General features: G+C 51.1%; 17 protein-coding genes and 1 pseudogene. 9 read left to right on the forward strand and 9 right to left on the reverse strand.

Annotation, left to right across the window (positions count from 1 at the left end):
- Positions 1-17: 17 nt before the first annotated feature.
- From I0P70_RS10390 to I0P70_RS10415, 6 genes are all read right to left on the reverse strand, one after another.
- Complete coding sequence (locus tag I0P70_RS10390; RefSeq protein ID WP_196117421.1) at positions 18-566, reverse strand: GNAT family N-acetyltransferase; 549 nt, start codon at positions 564-566, stop codon at positions 18-20.
- Positions 567-659: 93 nt separating this feature from the next.
- Positions 660-1,106, reverse strand: coding sequence for a hypothetical protein (locus I0P70_RS10395; RefSeq protein WP_196117423.1), 447 nt, complete (start codon positions 1,104-1,106; stop codon positions 660-662).
- Between the two features lie 91 nt (positions 1,107-1,197).
- Positions 1,198-1,371, reverse strand: a complete 174-nt coding sequence (locus I0P70_RS10400) for a hypothetical protein (RefSeq protein WP_196117425.1) — start codon at positions 1,369-1,371, stop codon at positions 1,198-1,200.
- Between the two features lie 139 nt (positions 1,372-1,510).
- Positions 1,511-3,187, reverse strand: coding sequence for a right-handed parallel beta-helix repeat-containing protein (locus tag I0P70_RS10405; RefSeq protein WP_196117427.1), 1,677 nt, complete (start codon positions 3,185-3,187; stop codon positions 1,511-1,513).
- Between the two features lie 54 nt (positions 3,188-3,241).
- Positions 3,242-5,101 (reverse strand): pyruvate kinase, encoded by a 1,860-nt coding sequence (locus I0P70_RS10410; protein ID WP_196117428.1) that lies wholly within the window; start codon positions 5,099-5,101, stop codon positions 3,242-3,244.
- A 52-nt stretch (positions 5,102-5,153) separates the two neighbouring features.
- Positions 5,154-6,098 carry a polysaccharide deacetylase family protein gene (locus I0P70_RS10415; protein ID WP_196117558.1) on the reverse strand — a complete coding sequence of 315 codons (945 nt, stop codon included), beginning with the start codon at positions 6,096-6,098 and terminating at the stop codon, positions 5,154-5,156.
- Between the two features lie 241 nt (positions 6,099-6,339).
- Here I0P70_RS10415 and I0P70_RS10420 point away from each other — a divergent pair, with 241 nt between their 5' ends.
- From I0P70_RS10420 to rny, 6 genes are all read left to right on the forward strand, one after another.
- On the forward strand, positions 6,340-7,962 hold the full coding sequence (locus tag I0P70_RS10420; RefSeq protein WP_196117430.1) for a glycerol-3-phosphate dehydrogenase/oxidase: 1,623 nt from the start codon (positions 6,340-6,342) through the stop codon (positions 7,960-7,962).
- Between the two features lie 39 nt (positions 7,963-8,001).
- Positions 8,002-8,634 (forward strand): DUF1684 domain-containing protein, encoded by a 633-nt coding sequence (locus I0P70_RS10425; protein ID WP_196117432.1) that lies wholly within the window; start codon positions 8,002-8,004, stop codon positions 8,632-8,634.
- 291 nt (positions 8,635-8,925) lie between these two features.
- Positions 8,926-11,343 carry a phenylalanine--tRNA ligase subunit beta gene (pheT, locus tag I0P70_RS10430; protein ID WP_196117434.1) on the forward strand — a complete coding sequence of 806 codons (2,418 nt, stop codon included), beginning with the start codon at positions 8,926-8,928 and terminating at the stop codon, positions 11,341-11,343.
- A gap of 2 nt (positions 11,344-11,345) precedes the next feature.
- Positions 11,346-11,642: a hypothetical protein gene (locus I0P70_RS10435; RefSeq protein WP_196117436.1), complete on the forward strand. Its 297-nt coding sequence runs from the start codon at positions 11,346-11,348 to the stop codon at positions 11,640-11,642.
- A 90-nt stretch (positions 11,643-11,732) separates the two neighbouring features.
- Positions 11,733-12,017, forward strand: coding sequence for a cell division protein ZapA (locus I0P70_RS10440; protein ID WP_007659821.1), 285 nt, complete (start codon positions 11,733-11,735; stop codon positions 12,015-12,017).
- 119 nt (positions 12,018-12,136) lie between these two features.
- Positions 12,137-13,702: a ribonuclease Y gene (rny, locus tag I0P70_RS10445; RefSeq protein WP_196117438.1), complete on the forward strand. Its 1,566-nt coding sequence runs from the start codon at positions 12,137-12,139 to the stop codon at positions 13,700-13,702.
- A gap of 92 nt (positions 13,703-13,794) precedes the next feature.
- Here the strand turns inward: rny and I0P70_RS10450 are convergent, their stop codons facing one another.
- Positions 13,795-14,268 (reverse strand): Dps family protein, encoded by a 474-nt coding sequence (locus I0P70_RS10450; protein WP_196117441.1) that lies wholly within the window; start codon positions 14,266-14,268, stop codon positions 13,795-13,797.
- Between the two features lie 201 nt (positions 14,269-14,469).
- On the opposite strand from I0P70_RS10450, the gene I0P70_RS10455 reads away from it, so the two are divergent.
- Entirely contained in the window at positions 14,470-15,417 is a 948-nt protein-coding gene (locus I0P70_RS10455) for a hydrogen peroxide-inducible genes activator (protein ID WP_196117443.1), read from the forward strand.
- Positions 15,418-15,499: 82 nt separating this feature from the next.
- Here I0P70_RS10455 and sucD read toward each other — a convergent pair whose 3' ends face one another.
- Positions 15,500-16,393, reverse strand: a complete 894-nt coding sequence (gene sucD, locus I0P70_RS10460; RefSeq protein WP_007659826.1) for a succinate--CoA ligase subunit alpha — start codon at positions 16,391-16,393, stop codon at positions 15,500-15,502.
- Positions 16,394-16,617: 224 nt separating this feature from the next.
- Between sucD and I0P70_RS10465 the strand changes: the two are divergent.
- Together I0P70_RS10465 and I0P70_RS10470 are read left to right on the forward strand one after the other, a co-directional pair.
- Positions 16,618-17,601: pseudogene (locus tag I0P70_RS10465) on the forward strand (PLP-dependent cysteine synthase family protein); the annotation flags it as partial.
- Between the two features lie 175 nt (positions 17,602-17,776).
- A complete protein-coding gene (locus I0P70_RS10470; RefSeq protein ID WP_040574137.1) occupies positions 17,777-18,214 on the forward strand; it encodes a response regulator in 438 nt (145 codons plus the stop codon).
- A 165-nt stretch (positions 18,215-18,379) separates the two neighbouring features.
- Here the strand turns inward: I0P70_RS10470 and I0P70_RS10475 are convergent, their stop codons facing one another.
- Entirely contained in the window at positions 18,380-19,255 is an 876-nt protein-coding gene (locus I0P70_RS10475) for a sulfite exporter TauE/SafE family protein (protein ID WP_230392118.1), read from the reverse strand.
- Position 19,256 lies beyond the last annotated feature (1 nt).

A 19,256-nucleotide genomic window follows, 5' to 3' on the forward strand; every position in this document is an offset into this window, starting at 1 on the left:
CAGATTACAGATTTTGCTCAGGATGCGACTTGTTTTCTGGCGAGCCAATCTTCCTTCGCGATCTTGTATACGTAGTTTAATTTAGGCAACTCTCCGAAATACGCCACCTGTTGTTCTGAAACCTTTTCGGCACCCAGGCGGCCTATAGCTATCTGAGAACGAATGTTGTTTGCGCCAATATGAAAGTATACCTCTGTCACATGTTGGAACAAGTAGTCCAATAGGAGTGCTTTTACGGCATGGTTGATCCCTTTGCCCCAATAGGCGGTGGAATAGAAGGTATAGCCAATCAGTATGCTATTGTTTTGTGCATTGTAATCGTACATGCGAGTGCTGCCAGCAATACTGCCGGTTGCTTTATCCACGATCTTAAAGGCGCCCTTACTCTTCATGGCGCCGTCAAAAAAAATCCGGAAAACATCTTTCTTCCAGCGGTCATTGTTGGGGTGCTGCTCCCAGATTTTAGGATCAGACGCCACTGCATACAAAGCTTCAAAATCACTTTCCTGCAAAGGATAAAGTATGGCTTTATCGTTTTCTAATGTGGGTTGTGTGCTAAATGACATATATATTGAAATATGGTCAAGTTTCGGCTGAGGAGTAATAAAATGCTAAATATGCGCTCGTTTAGGAAATTGTCAGTGCGTGACAAGCATGTTTCATGGTGTAGCCATATGCCGGAAATAAGAAAGCTTGTAGCGCTCTTTCGCCAGACTGTCCAGCCACTTACCCTCCAGTTTTTGAAGCATGTAACTAAACACTTGCTTGCCCTCTGCTCCCTCCGCCACACGACCTATCCTCGCTACAGAGTCGGCTCGCATTTGTTGCTGGTCCGCCTGTACCATACGCTCAATTAACTGATAATCTTCGGAGGTGAGGACTGGTTCCGTAAAGCCGCTCTTGTCAAATGCTATCAGACTGTTCACTTCTTCTGTGTTATTGAAACCAGCCCGGAGGAGTTTCTGAAAGTAAATCAGCTTAAACTCTTCTACATAAATCTCTTTGTATTGCTGCTTGAGTAGACGTTGCCTACTGGTGGTACAATGGGTGAAAGTGAGCAGCAGCAGAAGCAGCACGACCGAATAAAAGGCGTTTGATCTATGCATGGTGGCAAGTTTGGTTCATGTTCGGGATGTTTTGAGGTGCTGAGTGGAATGTAGCAAGCATATTTTCTGATATGCGAATTAGCTGCCGTACCTACCGTTTATGCTTTCGGATATTCAGCCATGTATTGATTACAGCTAAGGCCAAACCGGCTCCTATAAAGGCCCAGCCAATATACCTGCTCTCGAAAAAATGTCCGACATTGATGACCAGGCCCGCAATGGCCAGGACCACCGCAACGATGCCCGCCAGGTTAAAATATTTCATTGTTTTCCGGTATAGGTATAAGCAAAATACAGGGCTTGCTTGCAGAAATATACATAGAATTACCTATATAATTCCTCCATTTTAAGATTCCTTTCCAAACCTTATGCCTCTTAAGCTCCCAACTCTCAATCCCAAGAGTTCAAAAAAGCTCTCTCAGCCACTCTAACCACTTTGGTCGGGTATAGGCTATGGCACCCATGTCGGGTGCCGCAGCGTCATGAATGGGATGGCCAAGGATGTCCTGCTCAGCAGGGATGAATGGTGCTGGCAGGGCAACAGCTATACCTTGCCCGATAAGGGGTGATTTTTTCTGCAAGCCATACCTGTCCTGCAGGGTTTGCAGGTTGAGCGGGTATCCCATAGTGCCTGCTGTACCCGGTGCTGTAAGCTTTGGGTCAGCAGCTATACCTGTCGGCTGGTTCTGATCAGTTTCCTGACCGGTGACGGTACGGAAGTCCTGCAAAGAGGTATACCTGGCATCGCCCCATACAAAGGTATAGCTGCCGTCTTCGCTATACCAGGCGTTATTATGAAAATGCACGTCGAGTGCTGCCGTGTCGGCGGCAAGTAGCAGTGGAGCGCCGTTGCGGGTGTAGAAAATGTTGTTGAAGAAGTGCACGTTGTGGTGCTGGCCGCTTTTGAAAAACACGCCTCCTCCCGTTGGCGCTACGCCTTTGTCGGCAAACACGGTGTTATTGTATACCAGCAAGTCGCGGTTGCCGCCCTTGTAGTACTGGTCCGCTACCCAAAGCGTGATGCCCTTGTAGTCGTTTTTGCGGCCGTCGTTTTCAGAGATGTTATACCTGATGATGTTGTTGTACATTGGCCGTGCCCACTCAAATTGGGCGATCAGGAAGCCTGCCCCGTCATTGTCATGGGAGTAGTTGTACTGCATAACAGAGTTGGTGACGCCCCCGTCCAGGTCGAAACCCCCGCCGTCGCAGCCTCTGCCTGCGCTCATGTTGTAAGCCTCGTTATACTGGATAGTAACATTGTTTGCATCCCAGGCCCAGATACCAACCGGACCTCCGCAGTTTGTGTTGCCCATACCGGAGCTGTGCACCACACTGTGTTCTACCGTGCCGCCGTCCACATCCGAGAGCACAATGCCGCTGCCACTGTGCTTGTCGGTCAAGGGCAGGCCGTATACCTGGAACACATGGCAATGGCCGATGTATACGTTGCGATGTGCATAGCCCTTTTTGTTTTGGTCGAACTCACCCCAGGTGTTGATGCCCTCCGAACCGATGTGGTGAACCACGGCGCGGGTAATGCGCACCTCCTCAAAGCCGCTGTTGCCGCTCCATGATCCCATGGTAATACCTGATTTGCGGAAACCTGTCACTTCCACCTGGTCGATCACGATATGCTTCAGTTTTATGTCGCCGGGCAAATTGTTGTAAAACAGAATGCCGGTATTGCTGTTGCTGTCGGGGCCGCTGCCTCTGAAGTTGAGCTGGCGGATTTCTATACCTGCCACATTATGCGCGTAGAAGCCATAACTCGTATCAGCATCGATGGTAGCGCGACCATCACCAAAAGAGCTGATGACTAACGGATCGCCTTTGCCCTGAAAATTGTCCGGATGAAAATAAAGCCCGCCCGCAAAGGTATGGCCAGCCTCGAACAAGAGCGTGTCGCCTGCGCTATACCTGTGGCTGTTGGCTTTGGCGATGCTGCGCCAGGCGGAAGCACGCGAGGTGCCCGGGTTGGCATCGTCGCCTTTGGAACTGAGATAATAGGTATGCGCCAAGGTATAGGGGGCTGAGCAAAGGTATAGGCAGGTATAAAAAATAAGCGCCAGGGCCTGTTTCATTATTAAGTTCTTCAATTGCAGGTATGGGAGGTTAATAGCTATACCTGTCAGGGTTTATTTGGTAGCATCGTTGGAGGGCATCTCCAGCTCCGATACGTGCAACAAACGCAACATGGATGTTTTCTTGTGCTGGTGCTCCTGCATGCGCTTGAGAATATCGTCCAGAAGTTCGATGGCACGCAGCACATAAGGCCCCTTGTTGAGCATCACGCAGTCAGCCCGTTGCGACATGGCCGCATCGGTAATCTCGGCGCGTGACGGGCGTCCCTTTTTGGAGAGTGACTCCAGCACCTGCGTAGCCCATACCACGGGTATGTGCGCCGCTTCACTGAGCCACAAAATCTCTTCCTGCACCTCAGCCAGCCGCTCCCAGCCGCACTCCACAGCCAGGTCGCCACGGGCTATCATCACACCGGCAGGATGGTTTTTCATGACGGTGAGCAGTAATCGGGGCAGGTTGCGAAAACCCTCTTTGGTTTCTATTTTGAGCATGATGCCCAGTTGCGGAGCTTGCAGCTCTTTCAGTTCCCGGTGCAGCGCCTCAATCATCTCAGGCTGATTCACGAACGACAAACTCACGGCATCGGCATGCTTTGCCACAAAAGCCAGGTTTTTGCGGTCTTGTTGCGTAAGGCCCTCCAGGTTCAGCTTAGTTTCGGGCAGATTGATGCCCTTGTCGTACAGCAGACGGCTTCCCGATTCTTTTGCTTCTGTAATCTTCACCAGCAGATTGTCCTCATTCACTTCCATGATCGTACCCGCAATTTTGCCGTCATCAAACAAAATCGGGTGCCCTGCTTTCACGCGGCTGAACACTTCCGGCAAGGTGCAGGCTATGTGTGCAGGCTTCACGACGTGCCCTTCTGCATCGTAGAGGGCGGGTTCGCCGGGCGTTTGCTCCTTGGTGAGCACCAGCAGATCGTCTTTACGCAGGTAGATGGGCACTACGCTGGCAGGCAACTGACCTACTTTGGCGGAGCGTTCCAGGGCACTTTCTTTTTTGATGGTGAGCTCGGTGCCTGTGCCTATGTAGGAGGTCTTGAACAGGTGCGCGATCACACCTTTTTCTTTGCGCTGCATGACGGTAAGCGTGCGCTTACGACCACGGGTGTCCCTGAACCTGAGTTTATCGCCCTGTTGCAGCTGCGCAACCCAGGCTTCGTCAAGGGGCAGGCTGGCATCTACAGGTACTTCACTTTCTTCGCCGGGCGGTGCAAGCCATACCTTGGCAGGGGACACGAGTTGGCCCAGCTCATTCTGGATGGGGCGGATAGGCAACAGGGCAGGGCCAGGCTTGAGCGGCCCCGTGCGCAGTTTCGGCCCCATCAGGTCCATCAGTATTTTGCAGTTTCGTCCTGTTTCCTTCTCGGCCTTTCTGACGGATTGCACCATGGCTTCCCACACCTGCTCGTTGTCGTGGGCACAGTTGATGCGGGCGCAGTCCATACCGGCCAGCAGCATGCGCTTCAACAATTCGTGGTCATGGGCCAGGTCAGTCGAGAAGGTGACCATGATGCGGGTGCCGTGTTTTTTAGGAGAGGGCCCAAGCAAATCGTTGGTGTGCTTCTCAAGTAATTCGCTGCTTTCATCAAATGAAACAGGAACAGGCTTCTTGATAACCTCGCAACTTTGCAACTGACAGAGCATGTCGCGCACGGCCTGCAGGCTTGCCAGCACATGCCCCTCAGCGCGACCCAGTGATGACAGGCCCATGCGGGATAGGCTCTCCTGCAAATGCCGAATGTCGTGCTGCCGCAGCGACAGGTAGTGCAGCAGGTTGCGGGCGCTTTTACGGAAAGACGGATGCACGCTTTTAATGGCGCTGGCAAATTTCTTTTCCAGTTCAAGGGCGTCGTGGTGCAGCTGGTCGAGCTGCGTGATCATCTCCTGAAGGTGTTTCTCGTCTGTTTGCATCGTGGTAGAGGTATGGCATATTATCAAACTGAAGAGAGGCGGGTAGGGTTTTTTAAAAACTGTTGATCATGGCCCTTTGCAAAGATGGCGCACTCCAATACCCGCTAGCGATAATGCGGCGGATGCTGTGTAGCGGGTCCTGCGGATCACGCTTACCAGCGAGTTGAAAAGCTCCGGCCATGCCCCTTTGTTTGAGTTCAGGTATAGCCTCTGGGTTCCAAAGCCCAAAAGGGTAGGCAAAGTACTCAGTCGGTTTACCTGTGATCTCGGTGAGCTGCCGTGACGGTTTTTCCACCTGTTTTACCCAGTCCTGGCCTTGGTATTTTTTCACGTTCTGGTGGTCCCAGGTATGCGAGCCAATCACGTGCCCGCGGTCTGAAAGCTCTTTTACCTGCGCCTTGCTCATGTAGTTGGGTCGGCCCAGCGACACGGTCATGATGAAGAAAACTCCCTTGAAACCGTACTTCTCGAGTTCAGGTGCGGCCACGGTGTATTGTCCCAGGCTGGTGTCATCAAAAGTGAGCATCACGGGCTTTTCGGGAAGTGGGGCGCCTGTGGTCAGGTAAGCCTTGAGTTGGTCAGGCAGCACGGTCTGATAGCCGCTATCGGCCAGAATTTTGATGTGTTCTTTGAAACGTTCTTCCGGTATGATATAATCTTTGGCTTGCTTGGAATCCTTCTCGCGCCAGTCGCGCACCTGGTGGTAACACAGAATAGGGACCTGCTTGCGGGCAATGATGGTCTCGGCATCGGCTATGGAGCTTGTCACAACAGCAGCAGGCTGAGCCGATTGTTCAGGCATAGCTGCCTGTAAAGTCAGAGTGTCAGGAGTAGGTGTAGCGGTATTGTTAGCATTGGAATAAACAGGTATAGCGGCTTCAACTGGCGACTGAGCCTCGGCAGTTTTACCCCCCTGCATACAAGATGGCAGACTGAACAGAAAAGTAGATAAAAAGGTGATGATTGGTAAGCGAAGGCGGGAGTAAGGGTAGTTCATGGTAAGATTTGTAAGCGGTATAATGTTAGCGATTTTCTGTGTTGATTCCACGTCATTCGCTCTGATAATTTATAGTGAAGCACGATGGAGATGCATGTCTGCAAGCAGGAAGGCTTAATGTACAGTTGAATTGCGCAACACCTTTCGAAACCTAATATTGAGAAAGGTTTATAAAGCGAAAATTACTTATCTTGATGGAGCTATCATATTCCAGAAATCTACCTACTATACCTGAAAATCGATGCCAGCTATACCCTTTAACCGTGAAGCCATGCTGCGGCAGCTTGCTGAGGTGCCTAAGTGGGATGTGCTCGTGATCGGCGGCGGCTCCACAGGTTTGGGAACAGCTCTGGATGCTGCTTCGCGTGGGTATAAGACGCTCTTACTTGAGCAGTCCGACTTTGCAAAGGGTACCTCGAGTCGCAGTACCAAGTTGGTGCATGGTGGGGTGCGTTACCTGGCGCAGGGCAATATCCGGTTGGTGTTCGAAGCACTTCGGGAGCGGGGGCTCCTTCTGCGCAACGCCCCGCATGTGGTGTCGGTGCAGCCCTTCGTTATCCCCTGTTACAGCTGGTGGCAACGTTTTTTCTATGGCACGGGCCTAACGCTCTACGATCTGCTGGCGGGTAGGTATAGCCTGGGTCGCACCTCCTGGTGGAGCCGCAAAACCGTGTTTGAGCAGATGCCCACCATAAAATCCGAAAATCTGAAAGGCGGTATTGTGTACTACGACGGGCAGTTCGACGACGCCCGCCTCGCCCTGAACATCGCTCAGACCTGTGCCGAACAGGGCGGCACGGTGCTGAATTATGTTCGTGTGACTGGCTTAATGAAAGGTGCTGATGGAAAAGTGACCGGGGTAGAAGCACAGGAGGTGGAAAGTGGCCAGCCCTATACCTTAAAGGCCAAAGCGGTAGTGAATGCCACAGGCGTGTATGTGGACAAGATCTTGCAATTTGATCAGCCTGACCAAAAACCGCTGGTGATGCCCAGTCAGGGCGTACACGTGGTGCTCGACAAGTCCTTTCTGCCAGGCGATACAGCCATGATGATACCTGAAACGCCTGATGGGCGCGTGCTTTTTGCCATTCCCTGGCAGGGCCAGGTGCTGGTTGGCACGACCGATACACCGCTGCAGGAACTGAGCCTGGAACCTGTGGCGCTCGATGCCGAGATCAACTTTATTCTACAAACTGCAGGGGCTTATCTACTGAAAGCCCCAACGCGGCAAGATGTGCTAAGTGTGCATGCCGGACTGCGCCCCCTGGCCGCTCCCGATAGCAAAACAGGCAATACCAAAGAGATTTCCCGCAGTCATAAGTTGCTGGTGGCATCTTCAGGATTAATCACTATCACAGGGGGGAAGTGGACCACGTACCGCCAGATGGCCGAAGAAACCGTGAACGAGGCTATTCAGGTAGCGGGTCTGCCCGATAAAACTTGTATTACCAAAAAGCTGGCCATCCATGGTGCTATACCTGAGCGAAGCGGTTGGAGCAGTTCACTGCCTCCCGGGCTGTCCGCTTATGGCAGCGATGCGCCTGATCTGCAAGCCCTGACGCAGTCTGAGCCTGAGTTGGCGCAAAAGCTGCACCCTGACTTTAGCTATACCCTGGCTGAAGTAGTCTGGGCGGTGCGCCACGAAATGGCCCGCACCGTGGAAGATGTGCTGGCGCGGCGATTAAGAGTACTTTTTCTGGATGCACGTGCCGCCTTGGAAATGGCGCCTGTAGTAGCTACTGTCCTGGCTCGGGAACTCAATCACGACGAGGTGTGGCAGCGGGAGCAGGTGGCAGCCTTCGAGTTGCTGGCGAAGTACTACCTGCCGCAAGCCACTGAAAAGTCTGCCGTGCGGGCACTTTGACGAAATTTTTCCGAAATTGCAGTAAAATCACCTGACCCAATGCAACGACCCATTAAGCTCATTATTATAGCCGGCATCGCGCTGGTACTTTTTTATTTTGTGCGTGAGTCCTTTATGAGTGACGACAATTATCTGATTCCGCTGCAGAAAGAGCGCGAAGACAAAGACCTGTCGTTCAGGAGCCGCACTAACAGTCCTTTTGAGGAAGCCGACCGCAGGATGTTCACCAACCTGGTGTACTACGAACCCAACCTGGACTACCGCGTGAAGGTGAAGCTGGAGGATATTGAGCCCAAAGACACGCTGCACATGCCTATGACCAACGGCAGCACCGAAGCCTACCTGCGTTACGCTTTTGCCAATTTCGAGCTGCACGGTGAGCCGCAGCGCCTCACACTCTATAAAAAAGTAAAAGAGCAGGAGGAAAAGTTATTTGTGCCCTTCACTGACAAAACAAACGGTTTCGACACCTATGGCGGCGGCCGCTACCTGGATGTGCCGTTCAAAGAAGGGGCTACAACGGCAACCCTCGACTTTAACCGCGCCTACAGTCCTTTCTGTGCTTATAATCCTGAGTACGTATGTCCTGTGCCACCCAAAGAGAATCGCCTGAGCGTAGCGGTGGAGGCTGGCGAGAAAAACTACGAAAAAGTACATCCGGTGGTGGAGTAGAGGCTTTTAGCCAGACATGAAGCTTGTCACCTGGCTTAACTTCGATGAACTGACAAAGACCTGCAAATCCGAAGCAGTGTTGGGATGAGCGGCAGGAGTAAAGCAATTGGGCTAATTACGAAGTGTATCTTGTGTGACCTGGCTTCGGGGAAACTGTCCCTGGGCCAAAATTCTATGAACATGTAGGCTTTTGTACTGATGTCTTTTGTCGAAGAGCAAAGAAAAATCCTTAATTTTGGGAATTAGCTTCAACCGAACGAGGCTATACCTTACAGAACAACAGAAATAACCATGCTGATTTCATTCGACTGGCTGAAACAACTCATTCATATAGATAAAACCGCTGAAGAAACAGGTGCCTTGCTGACAGGCGCAGGTCTGGAGGTGGAGGCAATCCATAACTTCGATCAGGTAAAAGGAGGCCTGGAGGGCATCGTGATAGGCGAAGTACTGACCTGTGAGCGTCACCCTGACGCCGACCGTCTAAGTATAACGACTGTGGACATCGGTACAGGTGAGCCAAGCCAGATCGTATGCGGTGCGCCCAACGTGGCCGCTGGACAGAAAGTGGTGGTAGCGATCGTGAACAGCACACTCTACCCAACAGGCGGTGAGGCTTTCAAAATCAAGAAATCGAAGATACGCGGTGCTGCTTCCGAGGGTATGATATGCGCCGAAGATGAAATTGGCGTAGGTACTTCGCATGCCGGTATTATGGTGCTCGACACTGACCTGCCAAACGGTACACCTGCCGCTGAGTACTTCGGACTGCGCTCTGACAAGGTGTTCGAGATCGGCCTGACGCCAAACCGTGCCGATGCCGCTTCGCACTTAGGCGTGGCCCGTGACCTGAAAGCGCTGCTGCGCGTGCCTTATACCTTGCCTTCTGTGGAGGACTTTACAGTGCATAACAATTCCCGCCCGATCGAGGTGGTGATTGAAAATACAGAGGCCTGTCCGCGCTACGCCGGTGTCACCGTGAGCGGCGTGAAAGTAGGCCCTTCACCAGAGTGGCTGCAAAAGCGCCTGCGTGCCATCGACCTGGCTCCGATCAACAACATCGTGGACGTAACCAACTACGTGCTGCACGAGCTGGGGCAGCCCCTGCATGCTTTCGATACGGACAAGATCAAAGGCGATAAGATTGTGGTGAAGACCGCCGAGGCTGACAGCAAGTTCGTGACCCTGGATGGTGTAGAGCGTAAGCTCAAGGCTAATGACCTGATAATCTGCAATGCTGAAGAGCCAATGGCCATTGGCGGCGTGTTTGGTGGACAGGAGTCTGGTGTTTCAGACGAAACGACAAGCATTTTCATTGAGAGTGCCTATTTCTCACCTGACTACATCCGCCGCACAGGTATGGCGCACGGCCTTAAAACTGATGCGTCTTTCCGCTTCGAGCGTGGTACCGATCCAAACATGGTGATCACTGCTCTGAAACGTGCCGCATTGCTGGTGCAGGAAGTAGCGGGCGGTGAGATCAGCTCTGAAATTGTGGATGTATACCCACAGCCTGTTCAAAACTTAGAACTGACGCTGGACATCGAACGAGCCCATTCGCTTATCGGCCAGCACATCGGTGCCGAGCGCATGAAAGCTATCCTGACCGATTTAGGTATAGAAATCACCGGCGAAACGGAAGAGAAGCTGCACGTATCGGTGCCTCCGTTTAAAGTCGATGTGACCCGCGAAGCTGACTTGGTGGAGGAGATCCTGCGCATCTACGGCTTCAACAACATCGAGGTGAGCGAGCACATGGCCACTATGTACATGGCTAGCTTCCCGAAACCTTATCCGGAAGATGTCAACAAGACGATATTGGACTACATCTCGGCAAACGGTTTCCACGAGATCATCACTAACTCCATCACCAACTCCAAATACTATGCCGCTGGCGGAGACGGGGAGACGGCCGGACTGGTGAAGGTGCTCAATTACAATAGTGAGGACCTCGACGTGCTGCGCAAAAGCATGGTGTTCTCGGGTCTGGAAGTGCTCCGCTACAACATCAACCGCCGTCAGCGTGACCTGAAGATATACGAACTCGGCAAGGTATACGAGCAGCTGGAAGATGGCTACAAGGAGAGCCGTAAACTGGCGCTTTATATGGTAGGCAACACCACAGCCGAAAGCTGGAAGCAGCCTGCACAGAAAGTGGCTTTCCATGATCTGGCCAGTGTGGTGCAGAATGTGCTGCAGAAACTCAACGCCGCCGATTACGAAGTGCAGGCCATTGAGCAGAGCCGCTACATGCGCCAGGGTATAGCTTATGTGAAGAACGGCACCGTGATCGCGCAGGTTGGTTTGCTGGATGCGGCCGTGACCAAAGTTGTCGATGTGAAAGAGCAGGTATGGTACGCCGAACTCAACTGGGACTATCTCCTAAAGAAATACAAAGACAAACTCGTAGCCGAGGAACTGCCGAAGTTCCCGGAAGTGCGCCGCGACCTGTCACTGGTAGTGGATAGGAACCTGACCTTTGAGCAGCTGAAGCAAGTGGCCCTGCGCACCGAGCGCAAGCTTTTGCAAGGTGTGAACGTGTTTGATGTGTACGAGGGCGACAAAATTGCCGCAGGCAAGAAAGCCTACGCCTTGAGCTTTACGTTGCTGGATCGCCAGCAAACTTTGACCGACAAAGTGATCGATGGCGTAATGAACCGCCTGATGCAGCAATTTGAAAAACAGCTGGGAGCTATTATCCGCAAATAGTTATGGCAAAAGAAAAACAACTGCAACAGCTTCAGTCCATTGAGGACAAAGTACGCAAGCTTCTTAACAAGCACGACGACGTGATACACAAGCTTGTCGCCGCTCAGGAAGAAATTAAATCGCTGGAGGCGCTGTTAGAAGAGAGAGAACAGCAAATAAAAAATTTTCAAAATCAAGAGAATATTGTTAAGATTGTAGATGCGATAGCAGGAAACACTGCAAATTCGACAGAGTTAAAGCTGAAGTTAAACGAATATATAAGGGAAATTGATAAGTGTATCGCCTACTTGCGTGACTAGCGGGAGGCAGTGAGCCGAAGCCGGATACACGGCTGGCCATTGCAGGAAAGCAAAGAAACGAGGTAGCCCTATACCAAAAGAACGCAACGGATGGGTGAATTAGCAATTAAGATTCGCATCGCAGAACGCGAGTATCCGATGCGGGTGAAGGAAGAAGAAGAAGAAAGGCTTCGGGTTGTAGGTAAACTTTTGAACGAGCGTCTGCGCTTTTTCAAAGACCAGTTTGGCATACAGGATAAGCAGGATTTGCTGGCCATGGTGGCTTTTGAGACCATGGTGGACAAGCTGAAACTGGAGGATGACAAAAACAACCATCTGGCTAAAGTGGGAGAGCAACTGAGCGTACTGGACGATCTCTTATCATCAAGTAAGTAAACATATTCCGAGGCGGCTTCCCAAGCAGCCTCTTTAACTAAGGTGTGGTTCGCAAAACCACTTCACTGTCCTGCTGCAGGTACTGCTATAGTTTTTATAAACCATAAAAGCTTATAGTTATGCCCGATATTTTATTCATTTTAATCACTGCCATTGTAGCGCTCGGAGTGGGCGTGTACATAGGGCGTGTCATGCTGCAGAAGGTATACAAGCAGCAGGAAGAAGCCGCCCGCCAGAAGGCAAAATCCATCATTCGCGAGGCTGAGATCAACGCCGAGAGCATCAAGAAAGACCGCATGTTGGAGGCGAAGGAGAAATTCCTGAAGCTGAAGTCTGAGTTCGAGGAAGAGTCGAACAAGAAGAAAAACATCATCATTCAGAATGAGAACAAGGTAAAGCAGCGCGAGCAGCACGTAGCCAAGCAAATGGAGCAGACCAAGCGCCGCGAAGCCGAACTCGACAAAGAGAAAGAAGCCCTCGATCATCAACTGGAAGTGCTCAAAAAACGCAAAGAAGATGTAGAGCAGCAGCATAACGAGGTAGTGGCCCAACTGGAGAAAATCGCCGGCCTGACCGCCGCCGAAGCCCGCGAGCAGATGGTGGAAGCCTTGAAGAGCGAAGCCCAGTCCCATGCTTCTTCTTATGTGAAAGACATCGTAGCCCAGGCCAAACTCACCGCTACAAAAGAAGCGAAGAAAATCGTGGTGGAGACCATTCAGCGCACTGCTGCGGAGCACGCCATTGAGAACTGCGTTTCTGTTTTCAACATCGAAAGCGACGACATCAAAGGCAAGATCATCGGTCGTGAAGGCCGTAACATCCGTGCCCTTGAAGCCGCTACAGGTGTGGAAATTATCGTGGACGATACGCCGGAAGCAATCATCATCTCTGGTTTTGACCCGGTTCGCCGCGAGATTGCGCGTCTGTCGCTGCACCGCTTAGTGGCCGACGGTCGTATCCACCCGGCTCGTATCGAGGAGGTGGTTTCGAAGACCCGCAAAAACATTGAGGAAGAAATCGTAGAGATCGGTGAGCGTACCGCCATCGACTTAGGTATACACGGTCTGCACCCGGAACTGATCAAGATGGTGGGACGTATGCGCTTCCGTTCGTCTTACGGTCAGAACCTACTGCAGCACTCACGCGAAGTAGCCAACCTGTGCGCCACGATGGCTGCAGAACTTGGTCTGAACGTGAAGCATGCCAAGCGTGCCGGTCTGTTGCATGACATTGGTAAAGTAACGCCAGACGAGCCGGAATTGCCACACGCGATTATCGGTATGGAACTGGCCAAGAAATACAAGGAGCATCCGGATATCTGCAACGCCATCGGCGCTCACCACGACGAGATCGAGATGACCGCAATGATTTCTCCGCTCATTCAGGCCTGCGATGCTATCTCTGGTTCAAGACCAGGTGCCCGCCGCGAGATCATGGAGTCGTACATCAAGCGTCTGAAGGATCTGGAGGCAGCTGCCGTATCGTTTGACGGGGTGAACCAGTGCTACGCCATTCAGGCCGGTCGTGAGCTCCGCATCATGGTAGATGCCGACAATGTGAGCGATGAAAAAGCCGCACAGCTTTCTTTCGACATCTCTCAAAAGATCGAGAAGGAAATGCAGTACCCAGGCCAGATCAAGATCACGGTGATCCGCGAAATGAGAGCCATCAGCTACGCCAAGTAAGGTATAGCCTCAGGTATAAAACAAAAAGCCGCCTGTTACAACTGTAGCAGGCGGCTTTTGCATTAAACTAAAACCAATCATCACTTATTATCTTAGCTCAGGAAGGCTCTTAGCATCCAAAGCGTCTTTTCATTTTCGTTGATGTCTTCACTCACGAGTGCCACCGTACCCTCGTCGTCGCGCTCTGCGGCCATCGCCAGTATCTCGCGCTCCAGGTTCACGATCACGGACAGGTTCTGATGCGTGGCCTCCACAGTCTCCTTGTCACCGCTCAGGTTTGATGTTTCCTGAATGCTGGACACGCGCAGATAATCTGAGAAGGTATGCAGCGGCTTTTGTCCGATTGTCAGGATACGCTCTGCCAAGGCATCAATCCGAGCCAAAGCGCTGTTGTAAAGTTCTTCATACTTGGCATGTAACTGGAAGAAGTGTATACCTTTGATGTTCCAGTGGAAACCGCGCAGGTTCTGATAGTAAATGTGGTAGTTGGCCAAGAGCTCGTTCAGCTTGTCAGCAATCTCTACTGAGTCTTGTTTTTCCAATCCGATATTCGTTAGCTTATTCATAGTTCTTTGCGTTTTGTCTTTCATTGTTTGTATATACAAATATATTGCCTGTTGGGTTATCAATCAAATCAATTATGTCTATGGATATATAGTTATGTTCTATAACTTAGCGGGTGTTGCGACATTTGGATATAAGGACAGCCAGAAGCAGAAGTCGTATACTACAACGTACATTTATATTACCACTATACGGTTATTAACATGACACTGGTACAATTGGAATACCTTTTGGCGGTAGATACACACCGTCATTTTGCCACGGCAGCGGAGCATTGCTTTGTCACGCAGCCCACCCTAAGCATGCAGCTGCAGAAGCTGGAAGAGGAGTTAGGAGTACAGCTCTTTGATAGAAGCAGAGTACCGGTGCGCCCGACCGAGCTGGGCAAAGAGGTTATAGCCCAGGCACGCATCGTAGTGGCTGAGGCAAAGAAGATCAAAGAGATTGTGCAGAACCAGAAGCAGGAACTGAGCGGCGAGTTGCGGGTGGGCGTGATACCGACTCTTGCTCCCTACCTGATCCCGCTTTTCGTGACTAGCTTTATGGAGAAGTACCCCGATGTGCGGCTGGTGGTGCAGGAACTGCTGACGGAGGAGATCGTGCAGAAGCTGAACTATGAATTGCTGGACGTAGGACTGCTGGTGACGCCACTGGAGGATAAGTCTATCAGAGAGCTTCCCCTGTTCTACGAGGCTTTTGTAGCGTACATTAACCCAGCCCATCCGCTGGCCCAAAGCAAAGCCATTAGCCCGGAGCAACTTGATCTGGACGAGCTGTGGGTCCTGAACGAAGGACACTGTTTCAGGAGTCAGGTGCTCAATATCTGCAACCGGTCTGGGAGCGGCCTAAGCGGCGCAGGGCATTTGGATTACAAGAGCGGATCGCTGGAAACGCTTAAGCGGATTGTAGAGACACAGCGTGGCCTCACCTTGTTGCCGGAGCTTTCAGTGCTGGATATACCTGAAGAGAAACAGGCGCTGGTTCATACCTTCCAGGAACCCCAGCCACAGCGGGAGGTGAGTCTGGTCGTGCACCGCAGCTTCCTGAAAAAGAAACTGATCGACGCGCTGCAGCAGGAAATTGTAGCGGCTATACCTGCCCACATCCGCAACCGAAAGAAAGAGCAGGTGGTTGGAGTGAGGGGGAATTAGAAGAGTAGAAAAAAAACGGGCTGCCTCTTTCGAAGCAGCCCGTTTCTATGTTTATACCTGTAGACAGGTATAGCAAACCAAATTAAGCGTTGATCATGCCAGCGCTTTTCAGCACCTCTACCATCGTAGCGCCGATCTCAGCAGGAGAGTCAACCACGTGGATACCGTTCTCACGCATGATCTTCATTTTAGCGGCAGCTGTATCATCAGCACCACCTACGATTGCACCAGCGTGGCCCATACGACGACCAGCGGGAGCAGTCTGACCAGCGATGAAACCAACTACCGGCTTCTTGTTGCCAGTCTCGCTGATATACTTCGCAGCCATAGCCTCGTAGTTACCACCGATCTCACCAATCATTACGATCGCGTCTGTCTCTGGATCTTCCATCAGCAGCTGTACAGCGTCTTTGGTTGGCGTACCGATGATTGGGTCACCACCGATACCGATGGCAGTAGATACACCAAGGCCAGCCTTCACGATCTGGTCAGCAGCTTCGTACGTCAAGGTACCTGACTTAGACACGATACCGATACGGCCTGGCTTGAACACGAAACCTGGCATGATACCAACTTTCGCCTCACCTGGCGTGATCACACCCGGGCAGTTAGGACCGATCAGGGTCACATCTTTGCCTTTCAGGTAGTTTTTGGCCATCACCATGTCTTTTACAGGAATGCCTTCTGTGATCGCAACGATTACTTTGATGCCCGCGTCAGCAGCTTCCATGATCGCGTCAGCAGCGAAAGCTGGTGGCACGAAGATGATAGAAACATCAGCACCGGTTCTCTTTACAGCTTCTTCCACTGTGTTGAAAACAGGCAGGTCGAGGTGATTGTTGCCACCTTTGCCCGGTGTAACACCACCCACTACGTTGGTGCCGTACTCGATCATCTGAGAGGCGTGGAACGAGCCTTCTGAGCCAGTGAAGCCCTGCACGATCACTTTCGAATCTTTATTTACTAAAACACTCATGTGTATCTTATTAAGTTGATGAATGATGGTCTAAAATAAGGTAGTGCAAAAATAGCCTTTTTTGTGGCCCTTCCAAAAAATAGTTAAACCTAATATAGGCTCAGAATCAGCCCGGCGGAACGGGAATAGGTATGCCCACTGTTGTACGAAAGGCAGACAGCTATACCTGTCAACTATGATTATAATTACGTACCTTTGCACCCGTATCTCAAAAAAGCATCTAAATGAAATACCTGAAACATATAACCGAGGCAATCGGTAACACTCCCTTAGTAAAGCTTAACAACGTAACTGATGGCATTAAGGCTACAGTGCTGGCCAAAGTAGAGTACATGAACCCTGGCAACTCTGTGAAAGACCGCATGGCGATCAGAATGATCGAAGACGCCGAGAAAGCAGGCATCCTGAAGCCGGGCGGCACCATCATAGAAGGTACTTCCGGTAATACAGGCATGGGGCTGGCACTGGCAGCGATCGCCAAAGGCTACAAGTGCATCTTTACGCTGGCTGACAAGCAGAGCAAGGAGAAGATGGACATTCTGCGTGCTGTTGGCGCTGAGGTAAGAGTATGCCCTACCAATGTGTCTCCTGACCATCCGGATTCATACTATTCAGTGGCTAAGCGCCTCAATGAAGAGATTCCAAACTCGTTCTACCCAAACCAGTACGACAACCTCTCAAACTGGAAAGCGCACTATGAGAGCACTGGTCCTGAGATCTGGGAACAGACTGAGGGCAAAGTGACGCACTTCATCACAGGTGTAGGCACAGGCGGTACCGTAACTGGTATTTCGCGTTACCTGAAGGAGCGTAAGCCGGAGTTGGCCACTGTAGGTATAGATACGTATGGTTCGGTTTTCAAGAAATACAAAGAAACCGGCATATTTGATGAGAATGAGATCTACTCTTATGCCACCGAAGGTATAGGCGAAGACATCCTGCCCAAGAATGTGGACTTTGACGTGATCGATACTTTTGTGAAGGTGACTGACAAAGATGGTGCAGTGATGACCCGCCGCCTGGCCAATGAAGAAGGCCTTTTTGTAGGCTGGTCGAGCGGTACAGCTGTGTACGGAGCATTAGAGTACGCCCGCGAAAACAACCTGACAGAGGACGATGTCATCGTTGTATTGCTGCCCGACCATGGCACACGCTACCTGGGCAAGATCTACAACGACGAGTGGATGCGCTCGCAGGGCTATATCGACTAAACAATCTGGTTATAACGAAATTGGAAGTTTAGAATTTGTTTCAGGCTTTCAATTGTGTACCTTGTGCTGCGGTAAATACATAGCCTCGGGTACCGTATTATTTCATCTTCTCAGAAACGTCAGCTTGGAATAGACAGCTTGCGTATTATTACAAGCTGGGTATAGTGTATTTATGAAAAAATTATCAGGCGTTCTTCTTATTGACGACGACGACACCACAAATTTCCTGAACCAACGTTTGCTGGAGCGAATGCAGGTGACCGATAATATACGCACGTTTGTAAACGGCAAGCAGGCATTCGACTATCTGTACAATGTGAGTAACAACAACTACGAGCAGACGGATGGGAATTATTTTCAGCCGGAATTGATATTCCTGGACATCAGCATGCCGGTGATGGATGGATTTGAAATGCTGGACCTGTATGAGCGGTTGAACCCGGAGTTCAGAAAGAACATTATACTGGCCGTACTGACTACCTCTACCCATCCACAGGATACGGATGCAGCTCAGAAGTATTCAGCAGAATATCTGACAAAGCCCCTTACGGCAGATAAAGTAAAGAATCTGATCGATAAGCACTTTAGCTCCGCGAAACAGGAGGCATAGAAAAAGCAATGTTACAAAGAAGAGCCGATGCGCTTGCCTGTTCACAGGCTGTGCATCGGCTCTTTCTGCTTTAGGAGGGTATAGGAAAGAAACGCAATAGGGATTTCAAGTGGAGACCTGTTTCTGAGTATGAATAGACTGTTGCGACAGGGTTCTAAGCTATACCTAAAACGAAAAGCCGAAATTGGACTTGATCAGCAGGTTCAGAATAACACCTAATCCTGCCAGCAGCAGGCCGATGCCGATCAGCTTTTCGATATCCTGCATTTTGCCCTGTCGTTTCTTAAGCATGTTTCCGCCGATGGCCCCAAGGGCAAAGGCTGCCATGAGCGGCAGACTGCGGCTCCAGATGACGTTGCCAAGCAGGTAGTGGCTGATAAAACCGGTGAAGCTTGTGATAACCAGAATGAATAGAGAGGTGGAAGTGGCGATCTGAGGTGGTATCCGGAACAGTTTGATCATCATGGGAGTTTGCAGGAAGCCGCCTCCTATACCGAAGAGGCCGGCTATTATACCTGAAGCAAAACCAAAAACTCCTACAACACCGCCATTGAGCCGGTAAGCCAGGTGCTTGGCTCTGTTCTTCCGGATAAAGGAAGTCGGCACGCGGCGTATTCGGTACATCATGCCGGAGTGGCGGATATGCTTTTCTTTTTGCTGAGGCTTCACCATAAAGATTCCCACGGTCACTACAAAGAGCGCAAAAATCACCTGAAGCTCTGTTACGGGTAAAAAGGCTACCATAAAGGCACCCAGCACCGTGCCCACTACCGCTGGAAACTGAATGAGCGAGCCTACCAGGTAGTCGATGCTGCGGTCGCGGAGGTTGAAGACAGAGGCAATGATAGAAGCCGGCACAAGTGCCGACATAGTGGCCCCGATGGCGATCTCGATGTTGTATCCGAAAAAGATGATCAGGATCGGCACCATGAACACGCCTCCCCCGAAACCGATAATGGTGCCAAACCCGCTCACGAGCGCACCGACCAGAAAAATGATAAATTCCTCCATTTGCGAAGCCCCGTAGGGCCGTGGTATCATA

Source organism: Pontibacter sp. FD36 (assembly GCF_015686655.1).
Lineage (GTDB): Bacteria > Bacteroidota > Bacteroidia > Cytophagales > Hymenobacteraceae > Pontibacter.

Excerpts from the sequence above, each read along its gene's own strand:
- I0P70_RS10390 (WP_196117421.1), bottom strand. The coding sequence starts at position 566 with ATGTCATTTAGCACACAACCCACATTAGAAAACGATAAAGCCATACTT.
- I0P70_RS10395 (WP_196117423.1), bottom strand. The coding sequence starts at position 1,106 with ATGCATAGATCAAACGCCTTTTATTCGGTCGTGCTGCTTCTGCTGCTG.
- I0P70_RS10400 (WP_196117425.1), bottom strand. The coding sequence starts at position 1,371 with ATGAAATATTTTAACCTGGCGGGCATCGTTGCGGTGGTCCTGGCCATT.
- I0P70_RS10405 (WP_196117427.1), bottom strand. The coding sequence starts at position 3,187 with ATGAAACAGGCCCTGGCGCTTATTTTTTATACCTGCCTATACCTTTGC.
- I0P70_RS10410 (WP_196117428.1), bottom strand. The coding sequence starts at position 5,101 with ATGCAAACAGACGAGAAACACCTTCAGGAGATGATCACGCAGCTCGAC.
- I0P70_RS10415 (WP_196117558.1), bottom strand. The coding sequence starts at position 6,098 with ATGAACTACCCTTACTCCCGCCTTCGCTTACCAATCATCACCTTTTTA.
- I0P70_RS10420 (WP_196117430.1), top strand. The coding sequence starts at position 6,340 with ATGCCAGCTATACCCTTTAACCGTGAAGCCATGCTGCGGCAGCTTGCT.
- I0P70_RS10425 (WP_196117432.1), top strand. The coding sequence starts at position 8,002 with ATGCAACGACCCATTAAGCTCATTATTATAGCCGGCATCGCGCTGGTA.
- pheT (WP_196117434.1), top strand. The coding sequence starts at position 8,926 with ATGCTGATTTCATTCGACTGGCTGAAACAACTCATTCATATAGATAAA.
- I0P70_RS10435 (WP_196117436.1), top strand. The coding sequence starts at position 11,346 with ATGGCAAAAGAAAAACAACTGCAACAGCTTCAGTCCATTGAGGACAAA.
- I0P70_RS10440 (WP_007659821.1), top strand. The coding sequence starts at position 11,733 with ATGGGTGAATTAGCAATTAAGATTCGCATCGCAGAACGCGAGTATCCG.
- rny (WP_196117438.1), top strand. The coding sequence starts at position 12,137 with ATGCCCGATATTTTATTCATTTTAATCACTGCCATTGTAGCGCTCGGA.
- I0P70_RS10450 (WP_196117441.1), bottom strand. The coding sequence starts at position 14,268 with ATGAATAAGCTAACGAATATCGGATTGGAAAAACAAGACTCAGTAGAG.
- I0P70_RS10455 (WP_196117443.1), top strand. The coding sequence starts at position 14,470 with ATGACACTGGTACAATTGGAATACCTTTTGGCGGTAGATACACACCGT.
- sucD (WP_007659826.1), bottom strand. The coding sequence starts at position 16,393 with ATGAGTGTTTTAGTAAATAAAGATTCGAAAGTGATCGTGCAGGGCTTC.
- I0P70_RS10470 (WP_040574137.1), top strand. The coding sequence starts at position 17,777 with ATGAAAAAATTATCAGGCGTTCTTCTTATTGACGACGACGACACCACA.
- I0P70_RS10475 (WP_230392118.1), bottom strand. The coding sequence starts at position 19,255 with ATGATACCACGGCCCTACGGGGCTTCGCAAATGGAGGAATTTATCATT.